General features: G+C 68.2%; 22 protein-coding genes. 14 read left to right on the top strand and 8 right to left on the bottom strand.

The window, feature by feature from the left end; genetic code table 11:
* Positions 1-300 precede the first annotated feature (300 nt).
* Together OPU70_RS08775 and OPU70_RS08770 are read right to left on the bottom strand one after the other, a co-directional pair.
* Positions 301-1434, bottom strand: a complete 1134-nt coding sequence (locus OPU70_RS08775; RefSeq protein WP_498557547.1) for a hypothetical protein — start codon at positions 1432-1434, stop codon at positions 301-303.
* Positions 1431-2402: a hypothetical protein gene (locus tag OPU70_RS08770; protein ID WP_042541526.1), complete on the bottom strand. Its 972-nt coding sequence runs from the start codon at positions 2400-2402 to the stop codon at positions 1431-1433. The genes OPU70_RS08775 and OPU70_RS08770 overlap by 4 nt, the downstream gene beginning before the upstream one ends.
* A 207-nt stretch (positions 2403-2609) precedes the next feature.
* Between OPU70_RS08770 and OPU70_RS08765 the strand changes: the two genes are divergently transcribed.
* Positions 2610-2969: an avidin-fold protein gene (locus tag OPU70_RS08765; RefSeq protein ID WP_228385603.1), complete on the top strand. Its 360-nt coding sequence runs from the start codon at positions 2610-2612 to the stop codon at positions 2967-2969.
* A 56-nt stretch (positions 2970-3025) separates the two neighbouring features.
* On the opposite strand, the gene OPU70_RS08760 is transcribed toward OPU70_RS08765, so the two are convergent.
* Positions 3026-3613, bottom strand: coding sequence for an Lrp/AsnC family transcriptional regulator (locus OPU70_RS08760; protein ID WP_228385602.1), 588 nt, complete (start codon positions 3611-3613; stop codon positions 3026-3028).
* Between the two features lie 149 nt (positions 3614-3762).
* Between OPU70_RS08760 and OPU70_RS08755 the strand changes: the two genes are divergently transcribed.
* Genes OPU70_RS08755 through OPU70_RS08735 form a run of 5 tightly spaced genes read left to right on the top strand, consistent with a single transcriptional unit; the run spans position 3763 to position 9051 of the window.
* Positions 3763-5349 carry an ABC transporter substrate-binding protein gene (locus tag OPU70_RS08755; protein ID WP_498557546.1) on the top strand — a complete coding sequence of 529 codons (1587 nt, stop codon included), beginning with the start codon at positions 3763-3765 and terminating at the stop codon, positions 5347-5349.
* Positions 5350-5362: 13 nt separating this feature from the next.
* Positions 5363-6424 carry an ABC transporter permease gene (locus tag OPU70_RS08750; RefSeq protein WP_042541524.1) on the top strand — a complete coding sequence of 354 codons (1062 nt, stop codon included), beginning with the start codon at positions 5363-5365 and terminating at the stop codon, positions 6422-6424.
* Positions 6421-7332 (top strand): ABC transporter permease, encoded by a 912-nt coding sequence (locus OPU70_RS08745; RefSeq protein WP_056275557.1) that lies wholly within the window; start codon positions 6421-6423, stop codon positions 7330-7332. The genes OPU70_RS08750 and OPU70_RS08745 overlap by 4 nt, the downstream gene beginning before the upstream one ends.
* Positions 7329-8219, top strand: coding sequence for an ABC transporter ATP-binding protein (locus OPU70_RS08740; RefSeq protein ID WP_498557545.1), 891 nt, complete (start codon positions 7329-7331; stop codon positions 8217-8219). The genes OPU70_RS08745 and OPU70_RS08740 overlap by 4 nt, the downstream gene beginning before the upstream one ends.
* Positions 8212-9051, top strand: a complete 840-nt coding sequence (locus OPU70_RS08735) for an ABC transporter ATP-binding protein (protein ID WP_042541522.1) — start codon at positions 8212-8214, stop codon at positions 9049-9051. The genes OPU70_RS08740 and OPU70_RS08735 overlap by 8 nt, the downstream gene beginning before the upstream one ends.
* 444 nt (positions 9052-9495) lie before the next feature.
* Here OPU70_RS08735 and OPU70_RS08730 read toward each other — a convergent pair whose 3' ends face one another.
* Positions 9496-10194 carry a hypothetical protein gene (locus OPU70_RS08730; RefSeq protein WP_228385601.1) on the bottom strand — a complete coding sequence of 233 codons (699 nt, stop codon included), beginning with the start codon at positions 10192-10194 and terminating at the stop codon, positions 9496-9498.
* Positions 10195-10420: 226 nt separating this feature from the next.
* Here OPU70_RS08730 and rpsF point away from each other — a divergent pair, with 226 nt between their 5' ends.
* Genes rpsF through rplI form a run of 4 tightly spaced genes read left to right on the top strand, consistent with a single transcriptional unit; the run spans position 10421 to position 12079 of the window.
* Positions 10421-10789 (top strand): 30S ribosomal protein S6, encoded by a 369-nt coding sequence (gene rpsF / locus OPU70_RS08725; protein WP_042541520.1) that lies wholly within the window; start codon positions 10421-10423, stop codon positions 10787-10789.
* Positions 10790-10794: 5 nt separating this feature from the next.
* The gene (locus OPU70_RS08720) at positions 10795-11310 is read left to right on the top strand and encodes a single-stranded DNA-binding protein (RefSeq protein WP_042541519.1); all 516 of its coding nucleotides are present in this window, start codon (positions 10795-10797) and stop codon (positions 11308-11310) included.
* Positions 11311-11360: 50 nt separating this feature from the next.
* Positions 11361-11615 carry a 30S ribosomal protein S18 gene (gene rpsR, locus OPU70_RS08715; RefSeq protein WP_042541518.1) on the top strand — a complete coding sequence of 85 codons (255 nt, stop codon included), beginning with the start codon at positions 11361-11363 and terminating at the stop codon, positions 11613-11615.
* Positions 11616-11626: 11 nt separating this feature from the next.
* Positions 11627-12079: a 50S ribosomal protein L9 gene (gene rplI, locus OPU70_RS08710; protein WP_042541517.1), complete on the top strand. Its 453-nt coding sequence runs from the start codon at positions 11627-11629 to the stop codon at positions 12077-12079.
* Positions 12080-12172: 93 nt separating this feature from the next.
* On the opposite strand, the gene OPU70_RS08705 is transcribed toward rplI, so the two are convergent.
* From OPU70_RS08705 to OPU70_RS08695, 3 genes are all read right to left on the bottom strand, one after another.
* On the bottom strand, positions 12173-12664 hold the full coding sequence (locus OPU70_RS08705) for a hypothetical protein (protein ID WP_498557544.1): 492 nt from the start codon (positions 12662-12664) through the stop codon (positions 12173-12175).
* Positions 12665-12927: 263 nt separating this feature from the next.
* Positions 12928-14559: a beta strand repeat-containing protein gene (locus OPU70_RS08700; RefSeq protein ID WP_498557543.1), complete on the bottom strand. Its 1632-nt coding sequence runs from the start codon at positions 14557-14559 to the stop codon at positions 12928-12930.
* A 109-nt stretch (positions 14560-14668) separates the two neighbouring features.
* Entirely contained in the window at positions 14669-15760 is a 1092-nt protein-coding gene (locus tag OPU70_RS08695; protein ID WP_498557542.1) for a hypothetical protein, read from the bottom strand.
* A gap of 554 nt (positions 15761-16314) precedes the next feature.
* Here OPU70_RS08695 and dnaB point away from each other — a divergent pair.
* Positions 16315-17688: a replicative DNA helicase gene (gene dnaB, locus OPU70_RS08690; protein WP_042541564.1), complete on the top strand. Its 1374-nt coding sequence runs from the start codon at positions 16315-16317 to the stop codon at positions 17686-17688.
* 246 nt (positions 17689-17934) lie between these two features.
* Here dnaB and OPU70_RS08685 read toward each other — a convergent pair whose 3' ends face one another.
* Positions 17935-20526, bottom strand: a complete 2592-nt coding sequence (locus OPU70_RS08685; RefSeq protein ID WP_153302270.1) for a LuxR family transcriptional regulator — start codon at positions 20524-20526, stop codon at positions 17935-17937.
* A 511-nt stretch (positions 20527-21037) separates the two neighbouring features.
* Between OPU70_RS08685 and OPU70_RS08680 the strand changes: the two genes are divergently transcribed.
* The 3 genes from OPU70_RS08680 to OPU70_RS08670 are packed head-to-tail and all read left to right on the top strand — an operon-like array spanning position 21038 to position 25361.
* Entirely contained in the window at positions 21038-23809 is a 2772-nt protein-coding gene (locus OPU70_RS08680; RefSeq protein ID WP_498557541.1) for a hypothetical protein, read from the top strand.
* Entirely contained in the window at positions 23806-24456 is a 651-nt protein-coding gene (locus OPU70_RS08675; RefSeq protein WP_498557540.1) for a SipW-dependent-type signal peptide-containing protein, read from the top strand. The genes OPU70_RS08680 and OPU70_RS08675 overlap by 4 nt, the downstream gene beginning before the upstream one ends.
* Positions 24453-25361: a hypothetical protein gene (locus tag OPU70_RS08670; RefSeq protein WP_498557539.1), complete on the top strand. Its 909-nt coding sequence runs from the start codon at positions 24453-24455 to the stop codon at positions 25359-25361. Before OPU70_RS08675 ends, OPU70_RS08670 begins: the two co-directional genes overlap by 4 nt.
* Positions 25362-25395 lie beyond the last annotated feature (34 nt).

The raw sequence follows: 25395 nt of genomic DNA, 5'->3' as shown, positions 1-25395 counted from the left end.
GCGAGAGTGCACGAATGCCGCCTTCCGGAGGGCCTTTCTGTCCGCATTTCGTGCATCATTCCGCGGGATTCGACCGGTTCGGTCGAGTCTCTCCGACGCAACGGAATGCAACGTATGCCGGTATACCATTACTCATATACGCGCAGAGTCGTCAGTCCCCAGCTGACCCGCGCGTATGGACGGTTCGACCGTCCTGCGGAGGGAGTGTCAGATCTCCTTCTGATCCCGAGGGGGGATGGGGTGGGAACGCTGATCCCCAGTCAGCACCCACCCCCACAACCCACCCTCGGGGGCTCCCGCTCAGAACGATCTGGACCAGAACCAGAACGCCGCAAAGGCGATCATGAAGACCACCGGCACCCACGGGAAGCTGCGCTTCAGTCTGCGTCCTTCGTGCGCGACGCCCGGCGGCGGCGACAGCAGGCCGGCCGGTGGCGCAAACGGAAGCCGCTCGCCTGCAGGCCGCGGTGAGGCGGCCGGGGACGCGGATGCCGCAGCCGTCTGATTCTCGAGGAGCAGACGCTCGTCTCTCCATCGTTCCCATTGATCGAGCTTCGTGATCAAGGCGCCGACGGCGCCGAACAACCACGCCCAGGTCGCTGGGTCGAGCGTCGACACCCTGCGCTGCGTGTAGAGGAACATCCAGTCGTCGACGATCTCGACGTCGAGCTCGGCGGCGTTGTCGATGAACCGGGCCATGATGTCGGGGCTGAACAGATAGAGCGCGTCTCGCTCGTATCCCTCGGGGCAGTAGAGGGTGAAGTACTCGTCGAAGTCGCCCTCGAGCGACAGTCGCTGCTCCTTCTGGAACGACGCCGGCAGGTTCGATCCGAATCCGTTGTTGCCCTTGGCGTCGAGCACGATGTTGGGCAGCGGCACGTCGAGCTTCACCGCGACATAGCCCCAGCGGTAGGTGGTCGAGCTCTTGCCCCGCTTCACCGTGTACTGGTAGTTGCCGAACTCGACGAACCGCGGCGTCGTGCCACGCACGAGATCCGTCGACATGCGCGAGCCGCCGAGGCTGAAGATCATCCCCGGCAGCGCGGGGGCAGTCACTCGTCCCTCGTACGACATCCCGTTCGCCTGAGCGAACCGGTGCAGTCGATAGCGCGTGACGCGGGCGCGCCGCCATCCGACGAACGACCCGATGGCGATCACGACGGCGACGGCGCCGAAGATCACCAGCGGAACGATGGCGAACCCGGATCCGCCGGGCGTGGAGACCATGCCGACGATGGTCGTGAAGACCACAGGCACCACGATGATGGCCATGAGCGCGATGACGACGATCGCGATGATGCTCGAGCCGTTCGTGCCGCTGGACCCTCGGGCTCGAAGCTCGGCGGCGAACGCGGTGACCGCCTTCGGGTCGACCGGCTCGGTGAGCGGAGCGGCGTCGAAGGACGCCGTGGACGCGGGCCGCGGAGTCGTCATCGGTTCACCTCGTCGGCGTCCCACGTGAGGTCGGCGTTCTCGGGAATGGGGAATGCCTCGAGCCGTTCGTCGGCGCAGATCGCGGCGACGAGTTCGGCGGACCCCGCGACGATGGTCGAGTCGTAGTCGATCTCGCTCACGAGGGTCCACGCGTGGTCGTCCGGCCACAGGATCGTCGGGCTCTGCGCCGACGGCGGGAAGCCGTGCTCCTCGCCCGGACGGTCGCGCCAGGGTACGTCGAGCACCCAGTCCGCGCGGGCGAAGTCGCTGACCGCCCCGCGGAACAGCACGTGGTCGCGCCCGGGGAGGCGGAACCGCGGTCCTTCCGAGATCTCGCGTGACAGGATGCCCTCCTGCCACGTCGGCTTGCGGAAGGCGTTGTTGAGAGGGTCATGGATGCTGCGGTCGAGCATCGCCTGGTGATTCGGCTCGTCGTTGAACGTGAAAAACATCCGGGACGGTGAATGGCCGAGGTGTCCGACGAGACCGCCCCGACCTTCCCAGAGCGCCGCGAAGCCGGCATCCGGAGTCGTCGTGTGGGTGGTGAGGTGCCCGGCGATCACGGAGAGCATCTCCGGAGAGACTTCGCCCTCCATCGGCCCCGTGAACTCTCGGCCGTCCGGTGACAGCCGCAGGTTCCAGTCACCGTCGATCGGGGTGCGCACGATGCGCTGCCACTGAGCCGACGGGTGCAGGGTCGTGCCGAAGGCGGATGCCGTCTCCGCCCACGTCGCGGGCTCGTCGACGTACTGATCTCTCAGGCTCAGATGCTCGGCCTCCGACATCCGCTCGTACTCCTCGTAGGAGGGCACGGGGCGGTCGGGCAGAGAGCGCACGGTCGCGGGATGCAGGATGCGGGCGTACGCGGGGAACCCGTGCGGCACGACGTCGTGCATCGTCGCTTTCCACGGATCGTCGAGGCGATCGCGCAGCCAGTCGCCCGCCGAGGTGTCAGAGATCCACTGCATGCGACCCACGGTACCTGCGAGGCATCGGTTCACCTGCCCGCGCGGCGGAGGGGCGCATGCTCGACGTCGAACGAGGGTCAGACGAAACGCCGAGGGCATCGGTGCCCGCGCCTGTTTCGTCTCACCCCGCCTGCTCCGCGAGCTGCCCGGGAAGACGCTTGCCGAAGGGGCTTCAGTGCACCTTCGAGCGCCCTCCATAATCGGAGGGTGAGTTCGACTGCAACCATCCCCTCGCTCGACGGCCGCCGGTTCCTGATGGTCTCCTCGACCACCTCGGCTGTCGACCCCGAGTCTCCCAGCGAGTTCGTCTATTGGGAGAAGGACGGTGCGATCTGGGGTGACTACTCCGGTGACACCGTCACCTTCGGGCGCTTCGTCGGCACCCGCACCGGCGACACCATCTGGGTGTCGTTCGTGCACGTGCTCGTCTCAGACGGCGCCGTCGTGACCGGAGACGGCGAGAGCCAGCTCGAACTCACGGATGACGGCCGCATCCGTCTCGTCGAGCACTACGAGATGCACGGACTGCCGCAGCTCAGTGTCTGCGAAGAGCCCGTCGCGGCCTGATCGGGCGTTTCGTCTCGGTCGGCTTCGCCGTCCTCGCTCGACCACCGGGTTCGGCGTCAGCGTGGCGGCAGCATGTCGCGACCCGGCGTCGCCGGAGTCCATCGCGTCATGCCCAGCGGCGTCGCCAGGTCGCGCTCCGGCAGGTCGCTCGGCAGCAGGAACGACCGGCGGATCACCTCGTCGAGCACGACCACGCTGACGACGGTGCGCACCTCGGGCAGCTGCGCGACGACGCCGGTCGTGAACTCGTGCACGCCGCTCACGTCGACGGCACGGATGAGCAGCATGGCGTCATGCTCGCCCGTGGTGATGGCGCACCACTCGACGTCGGGCATCTCGAGCACGCTCTCGCGGAACGACGCCCAGGCCTGCGGATGCACGGTGACGAAGACGAGCGCACCGATCGACAGCCCCGCCTTGGACTGATCGACCCGCGCGCTGAACCCGGTGATGACGCCGTCCTGCATGAGCGTCTCGACGCGCGTGTAGGCGTTCGCGCGAGAAATCCCCACGGTCTCGGCCAGCGCGGCGATCGAGATCCGACCGTTATCGCGCAGCGTCTCGAGGATTCTGTATCCGATGTCGTCCAGTGGGGCGGCACTTCGTCCAGATTGCTTCACGGCTTCGTCGCTCTTGGTGGACACAATGCTCCTCGTGGGCGGGGTCTTGGACAGACTGTGATGACGTCTGCATTCTTGCTGGACACATAGTCCCATACAATGCGAATCTGATCACCGGTCGTCCACCCGGCGTCGACCGAACCCGATGAAACTCCTCGCCCCTGGAGGCCCATATGTCGTCACGTCGCAGCACGTCCGTCATCGCGATCGGAGCTGTCGCGCTCTTCGCTCTCGCCGGTTGCTCCGGTGGCAACTCGGCGAACACCGGGGGAGAATCCTCCGGTTCCGACTCGCTGGTCATCGACACCGCGTTCTCGATCGAGACCGCCGACCCCGGTCACACCTACGACCCGACCGGCAACATGATCGCGAAGGCGCTCTACGAGACCCTCGTCGACTTCGAGGGCTCGGATGTCTCGACCCCTGTGCCCGGGCTCGCGTCGTGGGAGCAGAACGATGAGGCGACCGAGTTCACCTTCACGCTCGAAGGCGACCGCGTCTTCTCCGACGGCACGCCGATCGAGGCGAAGGATGTCGTCTTCACCCTGCAGCGCATCCAGGGCATGACCGAAGCCAAGCCGAACTTCCTCCTGGGCGGCCTGACGATCACCGAGGTCGACGAGAAGACGATCTCGATCACCTCCGAGACGCCGCTGCTGCAGCTGCCCGCGATCCTCGCCAACCCTGCGCTCGGCATCGTCAACTCCGACGTGGTCATCGAGAACGGCGGATCGATCGACGGCTCCGACAGCGCACAGAGCTTCCTCGACGGCGAGTCCGCCGGCTCCGGTCCGTTCGTGCTCGACACGCTCGACCTCTCGTCGCAGGTCGTGCTGACCAAGAGCGACGAGTACAACGGGGACGAAGAGGCGGCATACGGCCGCGTCGTCGTGCGAAACGTCTCGGAGAGCGCGACGCAGCTCGCGAACCTCAAGGGCGGCGACTCGATGGTCGCGATGGACCTCAACGGCGACCAGGTCTCCGGCCTCGGCGACGGACTGAACGTCGAGTCGGTGCCGTCCGGCCAGACGATCTTCCTGCTGCTCAACCAGTCGGAGGCCGTCGCGGGTGAGCTCGCGAACGTCAAGATCGCCGAGGCGATCCGCTACGCACTCGACTACGACGCGCTGCTCGAGCTCGCAGGTGCGGGAGCCGTGCAGGCGACCGGCGTGATCCCGCCCGGATTCGAGGGCGCCCTCGACACCGGCGTGGAGCAGGACCTCGACAAGGCCGAGGCTGCTCTCGCCGAAGCCGGCTACACGGGTCAGACCCTCAAGCTGCAGTTCCCGAACGACTACCCGGTCGGCGGTGTGGAGTTCACCCCGCTCGCCGAGCGCATCCAGGCTCAGCTCGAGGATGCCGGCATCACGGTCGAACTCGCACCGGCGCCGTTCGCCACCGAGCTCGACGCCTACGTCAACGGCACCGAGGGCTTCGGCCTGTGGTTCTGGGGCCCGGATTACGCCGACTCGGCGAACTTCCTCCCGTTCGCTCCCGGCCTGAAGGTCGGTCTGCGCGCAGGCTGGGCCGCTGAGGCCAACCCCGAGATCGCAGGCATCGCAGCCGGTGCTGCTGCCGCGACCGACGAGGCCCAGCGCAGCGAGGCCTTCACCTCGTTCGCCGAGGCGATGCAGGCCGAGGGCCCCTTCGTGCCGCTGATCGTCCCCGGCCGCAACATCGCCACGGCGGATGCCGTCACCGGCGCCGTGTACAACTCGGTGTGGGAGATGGACATCGCCGAGATCACGCCTGCCGGCTGATCGGGGCTGACTGATGACGACGGTGGCCGTGCGACGGCAGGCTCAGCGTCGCAGGTCACCGCTCGTCGGATACCTGCTGCGCCGGATCGGCACTTCGCTGCTCCTTCTCGTGGGAGTCACGATCGTGACCTTCGCGCTGACGAACCTCGTGCCCGGCGACCCCGTGTCGGCGGCGCTGGGCGAGGGAGCATCGCAGAACCCCGAGACGCGTGAGGCGTTCATCAAGGCCCAGGGCCTCGATCAGCCTCTCTTCGTGCAGTACTTCATCTACATGGGCAACCTGTTTCGAGGAGACCTCGGAACATCGCTGGTGACCGGGCGACCGGTCACCAGCGACCTGGCCACCGCGGTGCCGGCGACGATCGAGATCGCGATCGGGGCCATCATCCTCAGCCTCGCGGTGAGCGTCGTGCTCGGAACCCTCGCGGCCTACCGTCGCGGCCTCGTCACCGACCAGGTCATCCGCATCGTGACGCTGATCGGGCTGAGCGTCCCGACGTTCTGGCTCGCTCTGGTCAGCTTCTACGTGTTCTTCCTCGAGCTGCGCATCGCGCCCGGCTCCGGTCGCATCTCTCCGTCGATCACGCCGCCGCCACGCATCACCGGGCTCTACACGGTCGACTACCTCCTCAACGGAGACGGCGTCGGATTCGCCGATGCCCTCGCCCACCTCGCCCTCCCGGTCATGGTGCTGTCGCTCGTGACGATCGGTCTGCTGACGCGCTTCATCCGCACATCGGTGCTCGAGGTGCTCGGCAGCGACTACGTCCGCGCGGCCCGCGCCAAGGGCCTTCCGGCCATGCGCGTGATCCTCGACTACGTGCTCCGAGGGGCATCCCTGCCGATCCTCACCATCGTCGGCGTCGCGTTCGGCTCGCTGCTCTCCGGCACCGTGCTCGTCGAGTCGGTGTTCGCGTGGCCCGGCCTGGGCACCTACGCCTACAACTCGGCGGCGAACCTCGACCTCCCCGGAATCATGGGCGTCGGTCTCGTCGTCGGCTTCATCTACCTCCTCATCAACTTCGTCGTCGATCTGCTCTACGGCGTCCTCGACCCGAGAGTGAGGATCGCATGAGCCGCATCGACTCGGCATCCGGTCCCTGGCGGTTCCGGTTCCGCTGGCCCCGCGCCTGGCGCACGCCGCTCGGCGTGATCGGCACCGTCATCGCCGGAGCATGGATCATCGTCGCCTTCACCGCGCAGTGGTGGGTTCCCTACGGCCCCAATGCCCAGGTGCTTCCTCGTCTGCAGGCGCCGGGCATCGACACACTGCTCGGCACCGACGGCAACGGGCGAGACATCTTCTCGCGCCTGATGACCGGTGCGACGGTGAGCCTTCCCCTGGCGCTCATGCTCGTGATCGCCGCGATGATCATCGGCACCGTGATCGGCGCGGTCGCCGGCTACTTCGGCGGCTGGGTCGACGAGACGCTGATGCGCATCACCGATCTGTTCATGGCGTTCCCGACGGTCATCCTCGCGATGGTGGTGGCGGCATCCCTCGGGCCGTCGCTGTTCAACGCGGTGATCGCGGCGATCGTGGTCTCGTGGCCGCAGTACTCGCGAGTCACGCGCAGCATCGTGCTCGGACTCCGCGGGCAGAACTACGTCATCGCCGGTCGTCTGCTCGGACACTCGCCGCTGCGGACGCTGTTCATCGACATCCTTCCGAACATCGCCGGACCCGTGCTGGTGCTCGCCACCCTCGACATCGGTGCGGCGATCCTGCTTCTCTCCGGCCTCTCCTTCCTCGGTCTCGGCGCGCAGCCTCCGACCGCAGAGTGGGGATCGATGATCTCCGCCGCCATGCAGAACTTCGATGCCTGGTGGCTCGGGGTCTTCCCCGGTCTCGCGATCCTCACCGTGGTGCTCGCCTTCAACTTCCTCGGTGACGCGATGCGCGACATCCTCGACCCGACGGCCGAGGTCACGCACGAGAAGCAGGCCGAGCACGTGGCATCGGCGAAGGGGGCGGCAGCATGACCGCCTCGACCCCCACGAGCGCGCTGAGCATCCGTGACCTGACGATCGACATCGGTCGCCCCCTCGTGCACGGCATCTCGCTCGACCTCGAAGCCGGACGCATCCACGGTCTCGCCGGCGAATCCGGATCCGGCAAGACGCTCACCGCGCTCGCCGTGCTCGGGCTGCTGCCCCGGCAGGCGCGTACCGGCGGATCCATCACGCTCGCGGGGGAGGAGCTCGTCGGCATGCGCCGCCGCGCCCTCAACCGCATCCGCGGCAAGCGCATCGCGATGATCTTCCAGGACCCGTCGGCGTCGCTGCACCCGCAGCTGCCGATCGGCCGGCAGCTCACCGACCACATGCGCGTGCATCTCGATCTTCGGGGCGAGGCCGCGAAGGCCAGGGCCATCGAGCTGCTCGAGACGGTGCAGGTGCCGAATCCGGATGCGGCACTGAAGCGCTACCCACACCAGTTCTCCGGAGGTCAGCGCCAGCGCATCGCCATCGCATGTGCGCTCGCGTGCGACCCCGAGGTGCTGCTGGCCGACGAGCCGACCACCGCGCTCGACGTCACGGTGCAGGCCGGCATCCTCCGGCTGCTGCGCGACCTCGCGACCGACCGCAATCTCGCCGTGCTGCTCGTCACGCACGACCTGGGCGTCATGAGTGCGATCGCCGATGAGGTCGCCGTGATGAAGAACGGGCAGATCGTCGAGCGGGCAGACCGCGCGACCCTGTTCCGCGACCCGCAGCACGAGTACACCCGCACGCTGCTCGCGGCCCTGCCGGGGTCGAAGCTCGAGATCGCCTCACCGGATCCCGCGCTCATCGATCCGGTGATGTCGGATGCGGCACTCTCGGATGCTGCCGTGAAGGATGCCGAAGAGGAGGCCGCAGATGAGTGAGATCGCCGTCCTCGACGCGCAGGGAGTCGTCGTGCGCTACCCCGGGAGCCCGCCGGTGGTCGCCGTCGACGGCGTCTCACTGACCGTCGCCCCCGGAGAGACCGTCGCGCTCGTGGGCGAGTCCGGCAGCGGCAAGTCGAGCCTGGCCCGTGCGGTCGTCGGCATCGAGAAGCTCGCCGGGGGAGAGGTGCGGTTCCGCGGCGAGCCCGTGAAGCCGCTCGGCATCCGTCGGCGCGAGCTCGCTCTCACCGGCATCCAGATGGTGTTCCAGGATCCGTCGACGTCGCTCAACCCGCGGCGTCGCGTGGGCGACCAGATCGCCGATGGCATCGCGACCGCCCGCGCTCGCGGCGCCGAAGGATCGACCGTCCCCGAGTGGCTCGACCGCGTCGGGTTGCCCACCGAGGTCGCCACGCGCTTCCCGCATCAGTTCTCGGGCGGCCAGAAGCAGCGGCTCGCGATCGCGCGCGCGCTCGCCGCGCGGCCGTCGCTGCTCGTCGCCGACGAGCCGATCTCGGCTCTGGATGCATCGACCCAGACGAGCGTCGCCGGTCTCATGCGAGACCTCGTCGCCGAGGCCGGCGCGGGGATGCTGTTCATCTCGCACGACCTCGCCGTCGTCCGGCGCATCGCCGATCGGACCTTCGTGATGTTCGCCGGACGGGTGCTCGAAGCGGGGGCCACCGATCGTGTGTGGTCTGCGCCGCAGCATCCGTACACTCAGGCGCTGCTCGCGGCGATCCCCGAGCCCGACGGAGCAGGTCGCATCCCGGTCGCGCCCTCGACGAACGAGCGCATCGTCTGGTCGGAGATCGCCCCCGTCATCGACTGACGTCTGTCGTCCGCCCGCTAGGGCGCTTGCCCGCTCGGCTGTGCGCTCGGCTGTTCGCTCGCTCGGCTGTGCGCTCGCTCGGACGACATCTGCCCCACTGCCCCCCGGGAGGAGATCTGCTCCTCGGGAGGACGGATGGGCGCGAAGCCTCCTCCCGTGGCGCAGTCGTCCTCCCGACGGGAGGGCCCTCGAGGCCTCAGCCTGATCGGCGGGTCACGGCGCCGCTGAACACGGCTGGTGCGTTCGCGTCCGCCCCTCGGGAGGAGATCTGTCTCCGGGGAGGAGGTTCCGAACCCGATCCTCCTCCCGAAGCGCAGATCTCCTCCCAGGGGATGGCCCGAGAGGGTGGGTCGAGGGATGACCCGAGCGGATGCTGCGCCAGCAGAGCCCGGAACGCACCGCGGGCCGAGGCGATCGCCCCGGCCCGCAGCATCCCCTGGTGGATCAGAGAGGTGCGACGATGTCCTGCTCGACGTCCCACTCGGTGATCTCGAGCGAGGTCTCGATCATCTGGCCGGCGGCCTCGGTGCTGCCGGTCGTCGCCAGCACCACGTAGTCGTCGGTGACCTCGAACACCACGTCGACGGCGACGCCCTGCGCCTCTGACGTGCCGCTCACGAGGTAGACGTCCTGACCCAGGCGGCTGCCGGTTCCGGTCACGGTGAACTCGCCGGTGAGCGCGCCTGCGGCCGTGGCCGGGTCGGTGCCCGCCGCCGTCGCCGCACCGCTGCTGAGCGCGGCGACGATCGGGTCGCTCGAGTTCGGGTCGGCGACCTGCCACTCGGTCGTAGGAGTCTTGACCCAGGCGTCGTCGCCGATGATGATCAGCGATCCCATCGGAGTGATGGTCTCGACGGCATCCGTCGCGGGGTTGTACCGGGCGGTCGTGTCCATGCCCAGGATCGATGTCTTGGCCTGGTAGCCGGCGGTGTCGGTCATCGCCTCGGTGATGCAGGCGCCGAGCGCGGTGCCGTCGACGGTCGCGCCTTCGGTCAGCTCAGGGCAGTCGGACTCGGGTGCGGTGGTCTCCTCCGCGGCCGCTGTGGGCTCTTCTTCGGCGGGCTCCTCGGCACCCGCGGTGCACCCGGTGAGCAGTACGGTGGCGGTCAGGACGAGGCCGACCCCCCATTTGTTGACGCGCATGGCGTTCCCCCTTCGGTCGTGTGCGCACTGAGTGTCAGACCGCACGCACTCCAGCATGCCAACTGCCCGGCGAGAGGCGTGGGGGCAGGCCGAAGGTTTCTCCGCTAGACTGTCAAGGTTGTCTGCCATCAGGCCCCCACTCGGGTGGCTCGGCGGATGACGTTCACACACCCTCCTGCTTCCGGGAAAGTCCCGGAAGCCGTTCTAGTCCGAAGGAGGTGGGTAAGTGACGCACCAGTACGAACTCATGGTCATTCTGACCCCCGAGATCGACGAGCGCCAGGTAGCCCCTACGCTCGACAAGTTCCTGAAGGTCATCACCAACGATGGTGGCTCGATTGACAAGGTCGACATCTGGGGTAAGCGCCGTCTGGCTTACGAGATCCAGAAGAAGAACGAGGGCATCTACGCCGTCGTCAACTTCACCGCCACCAGCGAGGCCACGCAGGAGCTCGACCGTCAGCTGAAGCTGAACGAGCAGATCATGCGCACCAAGGTCCTCCGTTCTGAGGAAGCTCAGGCGATGGTCGCGTTCGAAGCGAAGCGCACCGAAGAGAAGGCTGCTCGCAAGGCCGCCAAGGCTGCGAAGGCCTGAGTCCGATGGCCGGCGAAACAGTCATCACCGTGGTGGGTAACCTCACGGCCGACCCCGAGCTGCGCTACACGCAGAACGGACTGCCGGTGGCGAACTTCACCATCGCTTCGACGCCTCGGAACTTCGACCGCGCCGCCAACGAATGGAAGGACGGCGAAGCGCTGTTCCTCCGTGCGTCGGTCTGGCGCGAGTTCGCCGAGCACGTGGCGGGTTCGCTGACCAAGGGCATGCGCGTCATGGCGCAGGGCCGTCTGCGTCAGCGCTCCTACCAGGACCGCGAGGGCAACCAGCGCACCGCTATCGAGCTGGAGGTCGACGAGATCGGCCCCTCGCTTCGATACGCGACCGCGCAGGTCACCCGTGCGGCGTCGACCGGTGGCGGCGGCGGTGGTGGCGGCGGACAGTCGCGCCCCGCTCAGCAGCAGCAGGTGTCGGAAGAGCCGTGGTCAACCCCCGGCTCGTCGACGAGCGCAGACGCCTGGAGCACTCCGGGCAGCTTCGGCGACGACACCCCCTTCTGAAACAGGATCTCGGGATGCTTCGGCATCCGTCTCATCATTAAGGAAAAACAATGGCTGGAAAGTCTAGCGGCGACCGCCGCAAGCCGCGGAAGGGTGGCAAGCCCACCGCTCCCGCGAAGTCGATCCGGGTCGGAGTCATCGATTACAAGGATGTCTCCACCCTCCGCAAGTTCGTCTCGGAGCGTGGCAAGATCCGCGCCCGTCGTATCACCGGTGTTTCGGTGCAGGAGCAGCGTCTGATCGCCACCGCGATCAAGAACGCACGCGAAATGGCACTCCTGCCCTACGCTGGCGCCGGCCGGTAAGGGGTATCGAGATGGCAAAGCTGATTCTCACGAACGAGGTCGCCGGGCTGGGTAGCGCCGGTGACGTAGTCGAGGTCAAGAACGGGTTCGCCCGCAACTACCTCATCCCCCAGGGCTTCGCTACGGCGTGGACCCGCGGTGGCGAAAAGCAGGTCGCTTCGATCCAGGCTGCTCGTCAGGCTCGCGCGATCCACGACCGCGACGAGGCCGTGGCGCTGAAGAACTCCCTCGAGGCCACCAAGGTGCGCCTGGCCGTCAAGGCCGGCAACGAGGGTCGCCTCTTCGGTTCGGTCAAGACCGATCACATCGCGGATGCTGTCGCAGCCGCGGGTCTCGGCTCGATCGACAAGCGCAAGGTGCACATCCCGTCGGCGATCAAGTCGGTCGGCGAGCACGAGGCCACCGTTCGTCTGCACGACGACGTGACCGCAGTCATCACGCTGCAGGTCGTCGCCGCCAAGTAAGGCGCGACGCTCTCGAACGCCCCCTGTCCTTCGGGACAGGGGGCGTTCTGCGTTCGTGGCCGGTCGGTGTTTCGGAGGGTCTGGTGAAGGCGGTTAGCGGGTGAGACCGAGTTCGGCGGCGCGACGGGGATTCGCGGGCAAAGTCTCATCGACGTCGACGGACCGTGACCACCCGTCGTCCTCGACAGGTATGCCGCGGGAGACGAGAGCGCGCACTGCTTCGTCGACCCCGTCCACGAAGTCCCCTCCGACGTGGGATCCGGCGACCAGTGAGACGATCACGCGGATCGAGTGCCCGTCGACCGGGCCGATCCAGGTCACGGCGACGCCTCGGGCAGACAGCGGACCGAGCCTGGTCGTGAGGGTCGAGAGCCCGCTTCCGCCGATGAGGACATCGCCGACAACCGACCCGCGTCGGTGGATTCGCTGCACTCCGGCCTCGGCACCGGGCACGTCTGCACGGAAGTGGGCAGCCTGCATCGCACGGTCGATCTCGACCAGGGCGACATCGGCGGCATCAGCCGGGATATGGAATGTCCGTGCGCCGTTGACCGCCCACCGCAGACGGCGCGGATCCTCTGTCACCGCGGCACCTGCGACGCGAGCGCGTTCTGCATGATGACCTCCCCGGAGAGTCTAGGCGGATCGTCCTCGGCGTCATCCGACGCCCCTCGTGCGGGTTCCGGGCACGACGGATGCCCCGCGCTGGGGACGCGGGGCATCCGTGAACTGCGCGGCATCGCAGACGCGGGCAGGTCTGGGGAACCTGCTCAGGGCATCACGGGATCCGCACACCGGCGGTGTCGCATCTCCTCCCCCGAGGACGTCGACACCGCCGGGGTCTGCGGCTACGCCGTCACGGGGCGACGACGCAGCATTCCGGCTCCGAGGAGGAGCAGGAGTGCGGCGAGGAATGCGAAGCCGAAGGAGGAGGAACCACCGGTGGCGGCGAGTCCCTCAGCCGGGGCGGATGCCGTCACGGCTGCGCCGCTCGCGACAGCGGTCGCGGACGTGCCGGCGTCGGTGCCGACTCCCGTGACTGCGCCGGGAGTTGTGCCGGGGTCGGTGCCGGGATCGGTTCCGGGGTCCGTGCCCGGGTCGGTTCCAGGATCTGTGCCGGGGTCGGTTCCCGGGTCGGTGCCGGGGTCGGTGCCGGGGTCGGTGCCGGGGTCGGTTCCCGGGTCGGTGCCGGGGTCCGTTCCGGGGTCAGTGCCGGGGTCCGTGCCCGGGTCGGTTCCGGGATCGCTCGGGGGAGCCGTGACGGTGCTCTCGCCTACCACGGAGATCGCGTTGCCGCCGATCGTGATCGGAAGAGTCACGGGGGCGGTGACCTGGGTTCCGCCGAGGATTCCGTCGTCACCGGTGGTGGTGCTGCCGGTGGACGGGGTTGCCCCGGTGGTTCCGGTGGAGCCGGTTCCGCTCGTCGACTCGCTGTCTCCAATGACGGAGATCGCGTTGCCGCCGACGGTGACGGGCGCCGTCACAGGTGCGGTCACCTGCGTGCCGCTCCCGACCGCGTCGGTACCCGAGGTCTCGGGTGCGGTGGAGCTGCCTCCGGATGCGGGTGCGGTGGTGCCGCCGCTTCCGGTGCTCTCGCTGTCTCCGATGACGGAGATCGCGTTGCCGCCGACGGTGATCGGAGCCGTCACGGGTGCGGTCACCTGCGTGCCGCTCCCGACCGCATCGGTACCCGAGGTTTCCGGTGCGGTGGAGCTGCCTCCGGATGCGGGTGCGGTGGTGCCGCTGCTTCCGGTGCTCTCGCTGTCTCCGATGACGGAGATCGCGTTGCCGCCGATCGTGACGGGTGCCGTCACGGGTGCGGTCACCTGCGTGCCGCTCGCGACGCCGTCGTCGCCCGACGTGGACGGCGCTGTGGATCCGGTTGCGCTGCCGCTCGAGGGCGCCGGTGCTGCGGCATCCTGTCCGAGGGTCTCGCTGTCGCCGAGCACTGCGATCGAGTTGCCCGACACGGTGATGGGCGCGTCGACCTGAAGCAGGCCCTGGGTGCCCGACAGCACACCGTCATCGCCGTTCGTCGTGACAGCCGGGGCGGGGGCGGGGGCCGGTGCCTGGGGAACCTCGGCCGGCGCCGCCGACTCGCTCGACGAGTCGCCGAGCACGGTGATCGCATTGCCGGTCACGGTGACGGGAACGACGACGTCCACGACGGCCTGGGTGCCCGACGCGGTGCCGGATTCACCGCTCGTGGTGGGGGCCGGTGCGGGAGCCGAAGCCGGTTGAGGTGCCGGAGCCGGTTGAGGGGCCGGAGCCGGGGCCTGCTCCGCGGAGGAATCTCCGAGCAGCGAGACGGCGTTGTCGACGATCGTGACGGGCGCCGTGATCGCGGTGTCCGCCTGGGTGCCCGAGAGCAGACCGTCTTCTCCTGAGGTGTCTGCCGCGTTGGCGGCCGTTGCGCCGAGCAGGGTGATCCCGCCGGCGAGAAGCGTGCCCCACAGGGCCCGCTTGATGTATGTACGCATGATGTCCTTCTCCTGACTGGAAATGGGTGTGTCTGGATGGGTGCACGCGAAGAGCATGTGCGCGCGCAGCACGGCATCTGTCGTTCACGAGGAACGACCGGACAACCCGTCAGTCAGGAGAGACGTCGGTGTCGGCGACCAGAGACGTCGGCAGGACGTCGTCGGGTGCACCGGGGGTGCGCTCCACGGCACGGAACGCGACAAGACCCGCGTCGCTGAGGTGCGCGGGGGAGAGTGAGGAGGCTCCGCTCGAACCGGCGGAGGAAGACGGCGCCGCCGGGGCACCGGAGGGCGGAGGGAAAGGCGAGGGCCGGTCATCGGATGCCGGCGCACTCGTGGCGGGCACAGTGATGGGTGCTGCCGGCTGGAGTCCGGATGCTGCCGGGTCGACTGGCTGAAGGCGCGCGACCGCAGGGGAGTGGAGGCCCGTCCGCGCATCGGCTGCGGCATGGATCGGTCCGACCGGATCGGAGTCCGGCCCGGATGCGGGAACGGCTGGCCGAGTGGGCGTGAGGCCCGGGACGATCGGCGGCACGGTGTTGTCGACGACCTCTCCGACGATCGGTGTCGTCCCGTCGACGACACCGACGACCACGTCGATCACCGCGGGCACTCCGAGATCGCCGGTCACATCTCCGACGATCGGCAGTCCTGCGATCAGGTCCGTCACGGGTGTCACGATCGGCGCCACCGGGGATCCGTCGACCAGATCGGTCACGGGCGTGACGACGGCCTCGGTGGTGTCGGCGACGATGTCGACGATCGGCGACGTCACCGGGCCGACGACCGGAACCTGCGCGATCGTCTCCGCGACGTGTTCGACGGTCGGCTGAGCCACCTGCTGCACCGGCTCGACGACCTGGGCCGCGACGGGCTCGACGACGTGGGTGAGGACCGGCTCGACGACGTGGGTGACGACCGGCTCGACCACCTGGGTGACGGCCGGGGCCACGACCTGGGTCACGACGGGGGCGACCGGCGCCACGATCGGCGTGGTCGCTGCCGTGACGGTGTCTTCGACGGTCGAGACCGTCTCGCTGACGACAGAGGAGACACCGTCGAGCAGAGAATCGCTCGAGCTGTCGTCCGCGCTCGCAGACGACCCTCCCGTGAAGATCGTGATCGCCGCCCACGCGACCGCGCCCAGGCTGCCCCACAGGGCGACAGCCGGAAGGCCACGCCGGGCTTCTTGAGCGTTCACGTCGACTTCCCTCCCCCGAGAGCCATCGTTCGTTCACGACGCGCACTGCGTCGATTGCCGGTGACGATACTCCCGGCATATCGCGATGTCTAGAGGGTTCCGCTCGAAAACGATGACATCTCGCGCACATTTCAGGGGGTTGCGCAGTGTGACGCGCCCGGTTGAATCTCGGCTTGACTTTCCCCAGGTTCTACACATCCCCCACCGGATGCGATCAACCTTCAATGCCCAGTTGAACCACGTTCTCATCCACAGGGTGGGGAAACTCTAAATCCCAGACCAGTGGGAAAAATAGAACCCTGTTTCGAGGTACTCCACCGAGTTATCCACATGCGTTCTGCACAGACTCTCCGGACTTGTTCGCACGCTTTCCACATAGTTATCCACAGGCCGTGTTGCGACCGAAAACACCCGCTCGTAGCGTGGTGCAGCGACCCGATGTCGGAAGTGCCTGGTTTGCTGTGCGAACGGTCCTTCTCGAGCTGAATCGCATCGAGTGGCCGACGCAGTCGGCACCGAGCACACCGGAAGAACGTCGCATCGAAGGGAGCAGTGTGTCGATCGCCGACATCTCAGAGGAGCGCCTCGGGGGCAAGCGTCCGCCAGAGCGCACACCCCCGCACGACACGCTCGCCGAGCAGAGCGCGCTGGGTGGAATGCTCCTCTCGAAGGATGCCGTCGCCGATGTGATCGAGACGCTCAAGGGCGCCGACTTCTACATCCCCAAGCACGAGCTCATCTTCGAGGCGATCCTGTCGCTCTACTCGCACGGCGAGCCGACGGACGTCGTCGCCGTCACCGACGAGCTCATCAAGACGGGGGAGCTGAGTCGCGCCGGCGGCGCCGACTATCTGCATACGCTCACCTCGATCGTCCCCACTGCGGCGAACGCCGGCTACTACGCGGGCATCGTGTCGGAGCGGGCGATCCTGCGCCGTCTGGTCGATGCGGGCACCCGCATCGTGCAGCTCGGTTACGACGGACAGGGCGACGCCACCGACATCGTCAACAACGCCCAGGCAGAGATCTACTCGATCACCGGATCCGAGACTGCCGAAGACTACGTGCCGCTGCAGATCGCGGTCGATGCCGCGCTCGAAGAGATCGAGGCAGCCAGCGGTCGCGACGGGTCGATGACGGGCGTTCCGACGGGCTTCAAGGAGCTCGACGAGCTCACCAACGGCCTGCACGGCGGGCAGATGATCGTCGTCGCCGCGCGTCCTGCGATGGGTAAGTCGACCCTCGCGCTCGACTTCGCGCGCTCGGCATCCATCGGCCACAACATCCCCTCCGTCTTCTTCTCGCTCGAGATGGGCAAGAGCGAGATCGCGATGCGTCTGCTGAGCGCCGAAGGTCAGATCCCGCTGCAGAACATGCGCAAGGGAAACCTCGACCCGCGGGACTGGACCACCGTCGCGGCCACTCGAGGCCGCATCAACGACGCCCCCCTCTACATCGACGACAGCCCCAACATGACGCTGGTCGAGATCCGTGCGAAGTGCCGGCGACTCAAGCAGCGCGAGGGTCTGCGGATGGTCATCATCGACTACCTGCAGCTGATGACCTCGGGAAAGCGTGTCGAGTCGCGCCAGCAGGAGGTCTCGGAGTTCTCGCGAAGCCTCAAGCTCATCGCCAAGGAGCTGCAGGTTCCGGTCATCGCACTGTCGCAACTGAACCGTGGTCCTGAGCAGCGCACCGACAAGAAGCCCGCGATCAGCGACCTGCGTGAGTCCGGCTCGATCGAGCAGGACGCCGACATGGTGATCCTGCTGCACCGCGACTCCGTCTACGACAAAGACGTTCGTCCGGGTGAGGCCGACCTGATCGTGGCCAAGCACCGTAACGGCCCGACGGCGACGATCACCGTGGCCTTCCAGGGGCACTACTCGCGCTTCATGGACATGGCGCCGGGCGGCGACTTCAACTGAGTCGGGCGGGGCTCCCGGTCTCTGCGTGGTCGCATCGTTCGGCTGCGAGCTGATCCGAGGAAGGACGGGACGCCCCCACCACGGGGGAGGCGGCAGAAAGGGCGCCCCATCCGATGCCGTCAATGGGCGGCACCCCAGCTGTCGCGTTACAGCGCGACAGAACTGTGAGGCAAGCGTGACACCAGCCGCCTCGCCGCACAAGCCCTATTGTCGACCGGTATGCCGCGGGTCGAGGCAGCGTTCCGATCAGGTCAGCGCTTCGGCGTGACGCCGCAGCTCTCTGCGGTTCGAGACGTCGAGCTTGCGCATGATCCGGTGCATGTGGCTCTCGACCGTGCGCACACTCAGCACGAGTCGGGAGGCGATCTCGGCGTTGGAGAGTCCGCCCGCGGCGAGGCGCCCCACCTCCTTCTCGCGGTCGGTGAGGGTGACAGCTGTCGCACCGAACCGCGCGAGGTCGTAGCTCCTCCCCGGGTGACGGGCACGGATCTGCTCCTCGCGCTCGACCGCGCGCTGCTGTCCGAGGTCGTCCGCCCCCGCAGCGAACCAGGCCCGCGCGAAGCGGCAGGCCGACAGCGCAGTGCCGGTGAGCCCGCGCACGTCGAGCTCGTCCGCGACGGCGAGCATCGCCACGGGATCCCGCTGCACCAGCGCGCTCACGAACGAGGCCTGGGCCGCCAGCCCTGCCGCCTCCGGCAGCTCCTTCGCGTGCGCCATCGCGGCCGACAGGCGGGTCGGCGTCGGGTCGAGTTCGACGGCGGAGAGCTGGGCGGTGAGCCCTGCCACGCGGGCTCCGCGGTTCCAGAGGGCGTCGCCGGAGCGGGCGAGCAGCTCGGCGGCCTTGTCGGTGCTTCCGTCGAAGGCGAGCAGCTGCACCTGGGGCCACGCCTTGCTCTGCCCCGGAAGCGGGCCGTCTTCGGCTCCGAGCTGATCCAGGTCGGCGGCCAGCCGCTCGCCGGTCGTCACCTGCCCTCGTCGGATGGCGACCACGGCGGCGACCGCGAGCAGCGAGAGCTGCACTCCGGGCGGCAGCGGTGAGGGCTCTCCCGCCGAGAAGATGACCTCGAGCAGATCGTCGACGGCCGCATGATCACCTGCTGCCAGATGACACAGCGATGCGGCGGTGCCGAAGGCTCGCACGGCGTCGATGTCGAGATAGCCGTGCGCCTCGTCGAACCCGCGCTGCAGCACGTCGAGAGCGGCGCCCGGGTCGCCCTGGCCGAACAGTGCCATGCCGAGCAGCACCCGAGGGGTGTACCGCTGCTCCTCGTGCTCCAGCGCCTCGATGAGGCCGAAGACCCGCAGTGCATCGGAGAAACGACCGAGGCTGACGAGCACGCTCATCTGGGTCTCGAGCATCATCAGCTTGACCGCCGCGGGCAGCTCGTCGGACACCTCGAGGCGGTTGCCGAAGTCAGCGGGCACGGTGTCGAGGTTCGCGAGCAGCTGCACCTCGACGGCCCGCAGCATCCCGGCGTGCGCACCCACGGTCTGGGCATCGTCCTGCAGCTGCGCGACCGCTCGCTGCAGGTCGTCGTCGACGTAGGCGGTCCACTCCGCCTTGAGCGAGGCGAACTCGGCACGACTGGCGTCGTCCCCGGTGCGCGTCGCAGGAGACGAGAGGACGTCGGCGATCACGTCTCGCACCCTCGCTGTGTGCGTGTGCATGAGGGCACGGATGTAGCGCACGGCACTGGCGGCCGTCGGGTTCGCCTCCCACTCGGCGGCCGTCACGATACGGCGTGCGCGGGCACGCTCCTGCAGCAGCCGGACGAAGAGGGCATCCTGACCACCCGACGCGGTCGGAGACGACTGCTGGTCGGTGAGCACCGACCACACCGACTCTGGCGTGCTCAGCTGTCGCACGATCTGGCTCGTCAGTCGCGTGCGTCGCGCTGTGAGCGGCTCGTGCCGGAAGAACTCGACCAGCAGCGGCGGCATGACGGCGACGAGCTGTCGGTCGCCGCTGGGGATGAAGGTGATCATCCGGCGCTCCTCCAGCAGCTCGAGCGTGCCCCAGTCGACGAGCTGGCTCGCCGTGTCGATATCGGCCACCCCCACGATCGCGATGATCTCGAGCGCATCACGCGTGGCGTCATCGAGGCTCTCGAGGTGCGCCTCCAGCACGGCTCGCAGTCCGCTGCTCCACAGATCGCGGGTGGCGGTCCACTCGCCGCCGCGCAGCACGAGACGCTTCTCACGCACGGTCGCGTCGACCAGGCTCAGGGCGAGGCCGATGTTTCCCCCCGACTTCGCGAACACCCGGCTCATCGTGCTCGCCTCGATCGGGTGCGACAGATACTTCTCGAGAGCCGTCTCGAGCTCCTCGAAGCGCAACGGGGTCATGTCGATCACGTACGAGGGTTCGAGAGTCGACGCGGGCAGGCCGCTCGGAGTGTGTCTGGCTCGAAGACCCTGCAGGCGAGAGAGCACGATCGGCACGCCGTACTCGCGTCGCACCGACTCCGCGACACCCCACGACGACTCGTCGAGGTCATCCCAGTCATCGAGGAACAGCACCGAGCGAGAGGCGCGGAGCGCCTGGCGCAGCGAGTCGGCGGTCTCGTGAAGGCTCGGCCCCGGCCGTTGACCACTGGTCGCGCCGATGCCGGCGAGATGCAGTGCGGCGAGCGGATGCTGGCGCAGCGACGCGATTCCGCGCACCGAGACGACCGTCCATTCGTCCTGCTCGACCCGGGCACGCAGCGCCTTGAGGAAAGCGCTCCGACCCGAACCGCGGCTGCCGACGACATCGATGCTGACGCCCGCCTGGATGAGGTCCACTGCCGCGGCGAGACTCTCTTCACGACCGACCACCATGAGATTCCGCTTCCTCACGTGATGTTCCTATGCAAAAGCTACTCTCCCGGGCCTGTCAGAGATAGCCGCACGGCGGGGGTGATGCGGCTGCTCCCTCGCATGAGCCTTCCCGGTGGCGGCGTCGCTGGTGACGTGAATCCCGAGGAGTACGAGCGGCGAGTGCCGACCTTGCGTACTCACGAGCGATCAGCGGCAGGGAGAAGCGGTGTGGGCCAGTACCCGCGAGGGCACTACTGAGCATCGACGCGTGGTACTCCGCAGGGTCGTGCACACCCGCCACGCAACCGTCGGAGAGGCCCACTGATATCGAGGTGGCGGAGTGCTGAAGACGCCCGAAACCCCTCCAAGCGGGCAGGTCGCCGACCGCATCCTTACGATGACCGCCCATTCTGCGCACATCGTGCCCGCGGTCTCCCATCACTCGAGCGCGCCACATGCGTCGCGCGGAACCCTCTGGAGGACGTCAGCTGTGAGCCCGCGAGAAGAAGGTCGTCGACAGGTGCGCCGCCGGCGTCGCCTGGTGCGACGCATGCGCCTCGTCTCTGCGGTGACGGCATGCGTCGGCCTGATCGCCGGCGGCCTCCTGGTGGCGGCTCCGGCGATGTCCGCGCCCAGCCACGAGCTCGAGATCACCAGCCTCGCGTTCTCGGGAGTCGATCAGGCGCCGGGTGATGGCGTGTGCCGGACAGCCGACGGCTCCTGCACGCTGCGCGCCGCGCTCGAGGAGTCGAATGCCCTGAACGGTGCGCCCGGGGCCGTCGTCATCGGCGTGAAGCCCGGCCTCAGCGGCATCATCCGTCCGGTGATGACCCGCTCCACCGCGAACTGGATGCAGACGAGTGCGGTGTCGACCTGGGATGACGGCGCCTTCTATCGCATCACTGCACCGGTCACGCTCGACCTCGACAATCGTGTCTCCATCATTCCGACGTCCGAGTCGACCGAGGCGGCGGCATTCGAGATCAACGGTCCGGACGTCGCGCTGAAGAACTTCCGCGACATCCTCTCCAGCGGCACGTCCGTCGTGATGGGCGAGCAGGCGAAGAGGATCAGCCTCGCGGGCGGCTCGACCGTGACGAAGGAGAACTACTACCCCGAGCGCTTCGTCGTCTATCGCCAGGGTGCCAGCGACATCTCGGTCAGCGACTACGAGCTGCAGGGGTTCTACCACGAGGGACAGCAGACCTCAGGGCTGTTCCTGTTCAACACCACGACCGCCACACCGATGAAGAACATCTCCATCGCGCGGGTGAAGGTCAACTACACGGCCGGCGGCGTGTGCAACGGATCCGACGGCTCTGGCTGCCGCACGAACCTCACCACCTTCTCGCCGCGCGACGCGAACGTCGTCCTCGACGGCTTCTCGTTCACCGATTCGACCGTGCGGAACCTCAACGGGGCGACGGCCTTCAAGTTCTCGAACAACAGCACGACGGGTGTGAGGCTGTCGAACCTGAACATCTCGGGCAACCAGTTCCTCAACTCCGTCGGAAACGGCACGGGAGACGAGTACGCGTTCGTCACGCTGCCCCCGGGCACCCTCAGCGGAGAGAACCGGATCTCGCGCAACGACTTCGTACGCGCGACGTCGGGACAGACCATCGCGATCTCCTGGGACGGCCTCACCCGCACCGGCACGGTGCCGAGCGGGCTCAGCATCACCGACAACTACTTCGACGGCTACGAGTCGAGCATCCGTCTCTCGCGCAACGGTCTGACCACCGTCTCGGGCAACACCTTCGGCACGCGTTCAGGGTCGCAGGGCAGGCCGGCGACGGGGGAGGAGACCGGCGACGGAGGCTCGCTCCTGGTCGACAACGGAACCGAATCGAACCAGACGGTGTCGACGTGGTACCCCACTGCCGCGGCGTCGGTCGTGGCGGCTCCCTCGAGCGGCGCGATGGTCGCAGCGCCCCGCGCCACGTTCACCGGCGGAACATGCACCGCGGAGATCACGGTGGCAAAGCCTGCAGGCAGCGGCAAGTCGGTGCCGAGCGGACCCGTGTCGCTCGACCTCTACTGGACGGCCGACCGCACAGCCGAGATCCACCTCGGGCGCGTGACCGGAGTGACCGCCGCTGCGGCATCCGTCGCCTTCTCGCTGCCCGTCGGACCGCAGCCGCTCGCCGGCGCCACCGTGCCCGCCTCCGCGCAGGCCGTGAATGCCACGACGGGCGACGTCTCGGGTTTCGTGCGCGTGCAGACGCACGTCGAGACGACGCCGCAGCTGACGTCGTCGCAGCTCAGCCGCACGGTGGCCGTGACCGGCAACTGCCGCCCGACTCTCATGCTCGATCAGGCCGGCGGTCAGAACGACCCGACCATGAGTCGCGACCTGCACTACACGCTGAGGTCTTCGCTGCCTCTCGACCCGTCGACCGTCACCGCGGATGACATCCAGCTGAGCGCTGCGGCGACCGCCGAGACCCTCGATACCGGGCGCCTCGATCCGCGAGTCATCGCCGTGACGCCTGTCGCGGGCACGAACGGACTCGAGTTCGACGTGGTCGCGAGGGTCGACGACTCGGCATCCGTCTCGGCGACTCTCGCGGCCGGTCGCGTCACGTCGACATCGGGATTGACGAACACCGCTGCTGCGGTCTCTGCCGACCCTCGAGTGACCTTCGTCAATCCGCTGCAGGTCACCTCGCCCCGATTCACGCTCGTCACGGGAGACGAGAAGGGCAAGTCCTACTCGATGATGCTGCGAGCCGGTGCGCCCGTGCCGACATCGCCGTTGATCTTCTCGTCGAAGATCGACGCAGTGGGCGTCGCGCACGGAGTCGGTCTCTCGACTTCCACTCCGGTCATCGCCCCTGGCGCGCGTTCGACGGAGTCGATCGTGCTGCAGGCGACCGACGGAGATGTCACGGCGAACACCGAGGCGACCATCGCAGCGACCGTCGCCTCGGAGGACGAGAACTACGACGGGCTGGTCGTGCCGTCGGTGAGCGCGTTCCTGTTCGCCACAGACCCGACCATCGAGATCGAGAAGCGGGCCTACGCCGACGTGGCGGATGCCTCGACTCCCGCGACGATCGAGCAGACAGGTAGGCCCGTGCTCACCGGCGCGCGCCTCGTCGACGGACAGGCGGTGTGCTTCGTGTACACGGTCACGAACCGATCGTCCGACGACTGGATCACGAGCCTGCACGACATCGTCGTCACGGACTCGGACCTGCGCCTGGGCGCGCGGGGAGTGATCGGCTCGATCTCGCAGCTCGCCGTCGGCGAGAACGCGAAGGTCGCCGCGTGCGGCACGATCGTCTCGAACGGCACTGCCGACGGGTGGGGACGATGACCGCCGTCGAGGCTCGGCCCCGCGGCCGCACGCTGCCCCTGGTCGTGAGCGTGATCGCCGTCGCAGCCCTGACGGTCGCGGCGATCGGCGCCGGCACCTACGCGCTGTGGTCGTCGGAAGACACGTTCGCAGGGTCTCTGTGGCGGGCCGGCGACCTCTCGATGACCACGGAGGACGCATCCTGGCGGCAGATCACCCCGGGCGTGACCGAGCCGCGGTCCGGCGACCTGGCAGCCACGCCCGAGGACTTCTTCACGATGCCTGGCGACGTGATCGAGATCACGCAGCCGCTCGAGACCTACCTGTGCGGCGAGAATCTGACCGCGGCGCTGAGTGTCGAGTTCGCGTCTCCCGACGCAGTGCGGGCGCAGGAGGAGACGGGCGAGATCGCGATCGCACTGCGCGTGGAGAATGCCGAGGGAGACACGGTCGCGACCGGCTCTGCCGACGGGACGCCGCTGGCCGTTCCCGGTCTCGCGGGGTCGTCGCAGGGCGAGTCCGACCGGTGGTCGGTGATCGTGACCGTCGAGGTGCGCGGCGACTACGCCTGGACGGACGCCGACGTCCACAGTGCCGCGGGAGTCTGGGCCGCGGGCGACCTCATCGTGCGTCTCGATCAGGTGCGCGCGAACGGTGCCGGTCGATGAGGCTGCGCACGACTCTGTCGCTCACCGCCGCGATCGCCGGTGTCATGGCCTTCGGGGTCGTCTCGACAGCGAACGCGCTGTGGACCGCGAACGACGCGGTCGTGGTGCCTGAGCTCCGCACAGGAGCAGTGACCTTCGGAGCCGCCGCCGAGTCGCAGCGTGTGCTGTCGGCGGCGGGCGAGCCGGTCGAGATCACCCTGCCCGGCACCGAGATCGCCACGGTGCTCGATCAGGGCGGCTTGAGAACAGAACCCGTGATCTGGCGCTTTCAGGTGACCGGGGCCGCTCTCGGCATCGCCGGACTCGACTACGACATCACGCTCGGCGATCAGGTCTGGCACGACGGTCGCTCGGCCGAGCTCGCCGGGGGCGTCGCCCAGGACGGCACACTGCTGGCGGACTCGACCGTTCGGATCTACCCGGCCGGCCTCGGCGACGACTGCTCGGTGATCCCCGACGCGCCCGTCGACGGCGGGGCCGCCGTCGACGTGCACCTGCTCGACGCGTCCGATCGCACGCTGCAGGCGCCCGCGGCCAACCCCACCGGCACCGAGGTCACACAGACCTGGTGCGTCGCGATGCTCTGGAACCACCGTGCCGACGGCGTGTACGTCTCGGAGGCGAGCGCCCGGGGGATCGCCGTCGACGGCAGCGAGAACCGGGACTTCGACACGTGGGACGCCGCGGTGGCGTTTCCCGCGTCCCTGAACGCCATCGGCGTCTACGACCACACGGCGTGGGCGGAAGGGACCGGCGATGACGGCACCCTGTCGCGCGACGACTCGTCGTGGAGCGGATCGGTGCATCCGGATCCCGCGGGCGAACCCGACCTCGTGATCCGCATCGACCCCCGTGTGACGACCGCGAACCCCGCCGTCGCACCCGGCGATCACGCCACTCGCTAGTCGCCGAAGCAGAAACACACCACCCAGGAGAAGG

Source organism: Microbacterium sp. SWDP-B6 (genome assembly GCF_059803615.1).
This window is presented reverse-complemented; position numbering and strand designations above follow the sequence as displayed.